The following is a 7,304-nucleotide window of genomic DNA, read 5'->3' on the forward strand; positions in this document are numbered from 1 at the left end:
GTCCGGGGTCACCGCGACCGCCCGACCGGGCTCGTCCGCGTCCGCCTTGAACGGCTTCAGGGCGCCGGTGGTGGCGTCCACCGCGGCGAAGCGCTCGCGGTTCTGGCCCTCGACGGTGCCGAAGTCGCCGCCCGCGTAGAGCGTGCCGCCGCCCAGGGCCAGGGCCCGGACGGTGGCCGGGAAGCCGGGGTGGAAGGAGGCCTTGGGCGCGCAGTTCTCGATGTCGATGGCCGCGACGCTGCTGACCGGGACGCCGTTGACGGCACCGAAGTAGCCGCCCGCGTACAGGGTCTTCTTGTCCTCGGAGACGACCAGGGCGCGCACGGTGGCGGTGCCCTCGCCGATGGTGAAGGACAGCTTGCAGGAGGTGGGCACGCCGGTCGCCGCGTCGAGGGCGACGAAGTTCACCGCTTCCTGCTCGGAGCCGCCGCCGGCGCTCTCCGGAGCGGTGACGGCGGAGAAGGTGCCTCCGGCGAAGACGGTGCCGTTGGCCTCCGCCATCGCGAAGACGATGCCGTTCGGCTGCCAGGTCGGCAGGTCGTCGGCGGTGAAGCCCACCGGCGCGGTGACGGCGGAGGCCTGCGGCATCAGGACGAAGCCGAGACCGGTGCCCGCACCGGCCAGAGAGAGAGCGAGGGCGGCGGTCAGCCCTCTGGATCTACGCATGAGCCCCCCAGGGCACAGTGCCCGGTTGCTGAATGGCTGGAAAGTATCGAACAGCCATATGTACTGGCGCAGAGATTAGGGCTCGGAAGTGGGCCCGGTCACCCCACTTGACCCATTGCATACCAACGGACTCAAACGTCTGGTGCACTGCGGACATACGGCGACATGTTCCGGCCACCACCGGTGGGTGATGACCGGAACATGCAAACTCTAGGGGGTCAGCGGTCGATCCGTACCGCGACCCCGGCCAACTGGTCCTCGACCTGGCGCAGATCGGCGTCCACCATGATCTGGGCCAGTTCGTCAACCAGCACCGTCGGCTTCCAGCCGAGCAGCTCACGTGCCTTGCTCGCGTCGCCGATGAGGGCGTCGACCTCGCTGGGGCGCTCGTACTTGGCGTCGTAGGCCACGTACTCGTTCCAGTCCAGGCCGGCGTGGGCGAAGGAGGACTCCAGGAACTGGCGCACCGTGGCGGGCACGCCCGTGGCGACCACGTAGTCGGTGGGCTCGTCCTGCTGGAGCATCCGCCACATGGCGTCCACGTACTCGGGGGCGTAGCCCCAGTCGCGGACGGCGTCCAGGTTGCCGAGGTACAGCTTGTCCTGGAGACCGTGCTTGATCCGGGCCACCGCGCGGGTGATCTTGCGGGTCACGAAGGTCTCGCCGCGGCGCGGGGACTCGTGGTTGAAGAGGATGCCGTTGACCGCGAACATGTCGTACGCCTCGCGGTAGTTCACCGTGGTCCAGTACGCGAAGACCTTCGCGGCGCCGTACGGGCTGCGCGGGTGAAACGGGGTCTTCTCGTTCTGCGGCGGCGGGGTGGAGCCGAACATCTCCGAGGAGGATGCCTGGTAGATCCGGGTGTCCACGCCGCTGGCGCGGATGGCCTCCAGCAGGCGCAGCGCTCCGAGGCCGGTGACGTCGCCGGTGTAGAGCGGGGCGTCGAAGGAGACGCGGACGTGCGACTGGGCGCCGAGGTTGTAGACCTCGTCGGGCTTGATGTCGCGGAGCAGGTTCACCAGGGCCACGCCGTCGGAGAGGTCCGCGTGGTGGAGCACGAAGGACCGGTTGGCGGTCTGCGGGTCCTGGTAGACGTGGTCGATGCGCTCCGTGTTGAAGCTGGAGGAGCGCCGCACGAGACCGTGCACCTCGTAGCCCTTGGAGAGCAGGAGCTCGGCCAGGTACGAGCCGTCCTGTCCGGTGACTCCGGTGATCAGTGCTGTCTTGCTCATGGGCGCTTCTCCCAGGGAGAGTGTGTGGTTCGTACAGAATTGCGGGGTTCATCCCCAGTGGCCCGAGCGGGCCTGGCATGATCCGGGCTATGACTGCATCGCTGCCGTACCTGCCCTCCCACGCCCGTGTCTTCGTCGCGGGCCACCGCGGCCTCGTGGGATCCGCGGTCGCCCGGCGGCTGACCGCCGACGGACACGAGGTGATCACCCGTGGCCGTGCGGAACTCGACCTCCGGGACGCCGCGGCCACCGAGGCGTTCCTGAAGGACGTCCGCCCCGACGCGGTGGTGCTGGCCGCCGCCAAGGTCGGCGGCATCATGGCCAACAGCACCTACCCGGTGCAGTTCCTGGAGGACAACCTCCGGATCCAGCTGGCCGTGATCGCCGGGGCGCACGCGGCCGGGGTCGACCGCCTGCTCTTCCTCGGGTCCTCGTGCATCTACCCGAAGCTGGCCCCGCAGCCGATCAGCGAGGACGCCCTGCTGACCGGGCCGCTGGAGCCCACCAACGAGGCGTACGCGCTGGCGAAGATCGCCGGGATCGTGCAGGTCCAGTCCTACCGGAAGCAGTACGGGGCCTCGTTCATCTCGGCGATGCCCACGAACCTCTACGGCCCGGGGGACAACTTCGACCTGGAGACCTCGCACGTGCTGCCCGCGCTGATCCGGCGCTTCCACGAGGCCGCGACCGAGGGCCGCGAGGAGGTCGCGCTCTGGGGCTCGGGCACCCCGCGCCGGGAGTTCCTGCACGTGGACGACCTGGCGGCGGCCTGCACCGTCCTGCTGGGCTCCTACGACGGGGACGAGCCGGTGAACATCGGCTGCGGCGAGGACCTGACCATCCGCGAACTGGCGGAGACCGTGGCGGGTGTGACCGGTTTCACGGGCCGGCTGGCCTGGGACACGAGCAAGCCGGACGGGACCCCGCGCAAGCTGCTGGACGTGACGCGGCTCACCTCGCTGGGCTGGAAGCCGGGCATCCCGCTGCGGGAGGGCATCGCGTCCACCTACGCGTGGTGGCTGGAGCAGCAGGGCTGATCTCACGGGACGGGACCTTCCGGGCCGCTCAGTACGCGCCGCGACCGTCGACGACGGCCCGGAAGGTACGGGCCACCACGTCGACGTCACTGGTGAAGGACCAGTTGTCCACGTACTGGAGGTCCAGCTGGATGGTCTCGTCCCAGGACAGGTCGGAGCGGCCGCTGATCTGCCAGAGCCCGGTCATGCCGGGGCGCACGGTGAGGCGGCGGAGCTCGACCTCGTCGTACTCGGCGACTTCCTCGGGCAGCGGCGGGCGCGGTCCGACCAGGGACATCTCCCCCTTGAGCACGTTGATGAGCTGGGGCAGCTCGTCCAGGGAGGTGCGGCGCAGCAGCCGGCCGACCCGGGTCACCCGGGGGTCGCGGCGCATCTTGAACATGTGGCCGTCGTTCTCGTTGGCCCCGGCCAGGTCCTGCTTGAGGGCGTCGGCGTCCACGACCATGGTGCGGAACTTCCACATGGTGAACGGGGTGCCGTTCCGGCCGATGCGGCGCTGGGTGTAGAAGGCCGGGCCCGTGGAGCCGAGTCGGATGGCGGCGGCCGTCCCGAGGAAGAACGGGGCGAGGACCAGCAGGCCGAGGCCGGCTCCGGTCCGGTCGAGCGCGGACTTCAGGACGGACTGCACTCCCCCGCTGACGGGCGGCGCGACGCGGAGCACGGCGAGCCCGCCGGCCGAGACGGTCTCCAGCCGCTTGGGCGAGACCTCCACGAGACCGGGGAAGACGGCGAGTTCCAGGCCCTCGTCGTGCAGGGCCCAGGCCACCCGGCGCAGCCGCTCCCCGGCGATCCGGGCGCCGGGGGCGACGAGGACGAGGTCGCAGTGGTAGTCGGCCACCGCGGCGAGCACGGCGGCGGAGTCCCCGGTGGGGGCGGCGGGCGCGGACTCGGGCAGCCGGGCGGCCACCGGGACCCCGCTGGTGAGCTCGCCGGATCCGACGGGCACGACGCCGACGACGACATAGGGGTGGTCGGTGCGGGCGGAGAGGTGAGCGATCACGCTCTCGGCGGCGCCGGGTTCTCCGACCACCAGGACCCGGCTGACGGCCTGGGCCTCGCGGCGGGCCGCGGACAGGTGCCGGTAGGTGAGCTTGTGGCAGGCGACGGTGATCAGCAGCGCGGGCACCAGGGCGCCGAGGGCGGCGAGCCGCGGGGTGCTCTCCTCGATGGCGGCTCGGAGCACGGCCAGGACACCGATGAGTATCAGCCAGTCGTGGAGGACGGGCAGCACCCCGCGGGACTCGCCGAGGGCGCGGAAGGCGTACCGGCGGCGCAGTGCCTGCACGGCGGTCCAGGCGAGGGAGGCGGCCAGGGCGCAGTACAGCGGTCGGACCTGCCCGGCGGCGTCGAAGACGAGGGCGACGGGGATCCCGGCGCCGAGCAGGTCGGCGATCAGGGCCGCGGGGAGGTACCAGCGGGCCTTCTGTCCCAGGCCACCCCTGCGGGCCCCGGCGCTACGGCTGGTTCTGGCCACGCGCGGAGCAGGAATGTGCACATGCCTCATGGGCCCCCCTGGCACGACGGTCGGATGAGTGAGTGACGGCGCGTGCGTCGCTTCCCCGGGCGACGCGCGCGAGACGCACCGGGAAACAGTACGACAAACACCCGTACGGCAATCCACGTTTACGCGAACGAGATCCCTCGTTGCTCGTTCGTTAACGGGCGGTATCTCTCATTCCGGAAGTTGCGCCCATGACGCGGGGGGACCGGACCGACATCCCGGTGAACGGTTCGTATAGCGGACATGCATCTTCGGACAACGAACCAATTCCGGCCAACATTTTGACGCGGCCCTGACATGTGGTCAATCCGGATGGCACTCTTCACACCGTTCATCGCACAGCTCACTCCGTACCGCACAGCCTGTTCTGCCCGGCGGCCGACCCAGCCGTTCCGGAACCCCCCTTGCAGAAGGAGTCTGCGTTGAGTCCCACCCCCCAGAGGCGAGCCACTGCGGCCGGCGCCCTCGTTGCCGCCGCGGCCATGATCGCCGTGGGCATCCAGACCGGAACCGCCAGCGCCGACGCCACCGCGTCCCAGGCGCCCACGGCGGCCGCAGCCCGGCCGAACCCCGGCAAGGCCACGGTCAAGCTCAGCCCCTCGCAGCGCGCGGAGCTCATAGCCGGCGCGAGCACGGGCACGGCCCAGGCGGCCAAGAGCCTCGGACTCGGCAGCCAGGAGAAGCTGCTCGTCCGCGATGTCGTCAAGGACGCGGACGGCACCACGCACACCACCTACGAGCGCACCTACGCCGGTCTGCCCGTGCTCGGCGGTGACCTCACGGTCCACGCCAAGGGCGGCACCCAGTCGGTCACCAAGGCGACGAACAAGACCATCAAGGTCGCCGACACCACCCCGGCGGTCACCGTCGCGGCCGCCGAGAAGCAGGCCGTGTCGGCCGCCAAGGCGGAGGGCTCCAAGGAGACCAAGGCCAGCCGCGGCGCCCGCAAGGTCGTCTGGGCCGCCACCGGCTCCCCCGTCCTCGCCTACGAGACGGTGGTCGGCGGACTCCAGCACGACGGCACCCCGAACGAGCTGCACGTGGTGACCAACGCCGAGACCGGCGCCAAGATCGCCGAGTGGCAGGGCATCGAGACCGGCACCGGCAACACCCAGTACAGCGGCCAGGTCACCCTGGGCACCACCCAGTCGGGCAGCACCTACAACCTGACCGACGCCGGGCGCGGGTCCCACAAGACCTACAACCTGAACCGCGGCACCTCCGGCACCGGCACCCTGTTCTCCGGCCCGGACGACATCTGGGGCAACGGCGCGGCCTCCAACCTGGAGACCGCGGGCGCCGACGCCCACTACGGCGCCGCGCTGACCTGGGACTACTACAAGAACGTGCACGGCCGCAACGGCCTGCGCAACGACGGCGTGGCCCCGTACAGCCGGGTCCACTACGGCAACGCGTACGTGAACGCGTTCTGGCAGGACTCCTGCTTCTGCATGACCTACGGCGACGGCGAGGGCAACAACAAGCCCCTCACCTCCATCGACGTGGCCGCCCACGAGATGACCCACGGCCTCACCTCGGTCACCGGCAACATGACCTACAGCGGTGAGTCCGGCGGCCTCAACGAGGCGACCTCCGACATCATGGCGGCGGCCGTCGAGTTCTACGCCAACAACGCCCAGGACGTCGGCGACTACCTGGTCGGCGAGAAGATCGACATCCGCGGCAACGGCACCCCGCTGCGCTACATGGACAAGCCGAGCAAGGACGGCTCCTCCAAGGACGCCTGGTACTCCGGCATCGGCAGCATCGACGTCCACTACTCCTCGGGCCCGGCCAACCACTGGTTCTACCTGGCCTCCGAGGGCAGCGGCGCCAAGGTCGTCAACGGCGTGAGCTACGACTCGCCGACCTCCGACGGCCTGCCGGTCACCGCGATCGGTCGCGCCGCCGCCGAGAAGATCTGGTTCCGCGCGCTGACCGTGGGCTACTTCAAGTCCAACACCAACTACGCGGACGCCCGGGTCCAGACCCTGAAGGCCGCGGCCGACCTGTACGGCCAGGGCTCGGTCACCTACAACAACGCGGCCAACGCCTGGGCGGCCATCAACGTCGGCGCCCGCATCCCGAACGGCGTCACGGTCACCAACCCCGGCCCGCAGAGCACCGTCACCGGCAGCGCCGTGAACCTGCAGGTCCAGGCCAGCAGCAGCAACGCCGGTGCGCTCGCCTACGCCGCCACCGGGCTGCCCACCGGCCTGTCGATCAACTCCTCCACGGGTCTGATCACCGGCACCGCCGGCACCGCGGGCACCTACAACGTCACCGTGACGGTCACCGACTCGGCGAACCAGACCGGGACCGCCTCCTTCGTGTGGACGGTCGGCACCACCCAGCCGAACGTCTTCGAGAACACGACGGACTACACGATCAGCGACAACGCCACGGTCGAGTCGCCGATCACCGTCAACCGCTCGGGCAACGCCCCGGCCGCGCTGAAGGTGGACGTCAACATCGTCCACACCTACGTCGGTGACCTGGTCGTCGACCTGGTGGCCCCCGACGGCTCGGTGTACAACCTGCGCAACCGCACCGGCGGCAGCGCGGACAACATCGTCCAGCAGTTCACCGTGAACGCCTCCTCCGAGGTCGCCCAGGGTGTCTGGAAGCTCCGGGTCCGCGACGCCGCGTCCCTGGACACCGGCTACATCAACAGCTGGAAGCTCACCTTCTGATCCGTCGGCCCGCGCCGCGGATGACGGAGTGAGCAGGGGCCGACCCACAGCGCAGGGCCGTCCGGGGAGCACGAACTCCCCGGGCGGCCCTGTTCCACGCCCGGCGTCCGGCGGCGCCGGGCGTTCCCCCAAACCGCCGTCCAGATACCCGGGCGGCGGGTCGGGGCTTCCCGCG

Annotated in this window: 4 protein-coding genes and 1 pseudogene; 2 read left to right on the forward strand and 3 right to left on the reverse strand. The window is 70.4% G+C overall.

Features of this window, described 5'->3' with window-relative positions; all coding sequences use genetic code 11:
* Positions 1-666 (reverse strand): annotated as a pseudogene (locus tag ABTZ17_RS35465) (LamG domain-containing protein); the annotation flags it as partial.
* Between the two features lie 218 nt (positions 667-884).
* Positions 885-1,898, reverse strand: a complete 1,014-nt coding sequence (gmd, locus tag ABTZ17_RS35470; protein WP_352199933.1) for a GDP-mannose 4,6-dehydratase — start codon at positions 1,896-1,898, stop codon at positions 885-887.
* An 89-nt stretch (positions 1,899-1,987) separates the two neighbouring features.
* Here gmd and ABTZ17_RS35475 point away from each other — a divergent pair, with 89 nt between their 5' ends.
* The gene (locus ABTZ17_RS35475; RefSeq protein WP_352199934.1) at positions 1,988-2,935 is read left to right on the forward strand and encodes a GDP-L-fucose synthase family protein; all 948 of its coding nucleotides are present in this window, start codon (positions 1,988-1,990) and stop codon (positions 2,933-2,935) included.
* Positions 2,936-2,963: 28 nt separating this feature from the next.
* Here the strand turns inward: ABTZ17_RS35475 and ABTZ17_RS35480 are convergent, their stop codons facing one another.
* Positions 2,964-4,439, reverse strand: a complete 1,476-nt coding sequence (locus tag ABTZ17_RS35480) for a sugar transferase (RefSeq protein ID WP_352199935.1) — start codon at positions 4,437-4,439, stop codon at positions 2,964-2,966.
* A gap of 419 nt (positions 4,440-4,858) precedes the next feature.
* On the opposite strand from ABTZ17_RS35480, the gene ABTZ17_RS35485 reads away from it, so the two are divergent.
* Positions 4,859-7,129 carry a M4 family metallopeptidase gene (locus tag ABTZ17_RS35485; protein ID WP_352199936.1) on the forward strand — a complete coding sequence of 757 codons (2,271 nt, stop codon included), beginning with the start codon at positions 4,859-4,861 and terminating at the stop codon, positions 7,127-7,129.
* Positions 7,130-7,304 lie beyond the last annotated feature (175 nt).

It is taken from the genome of Streptomyces sp. NPDC097619 (assembly GCF_040302735.1).
Taxonomy (GTDB): Bacteria; Actinomycetota; Actinomycetes; order Streptomycetales; family Streptomycetaceae; genus Streptomyces.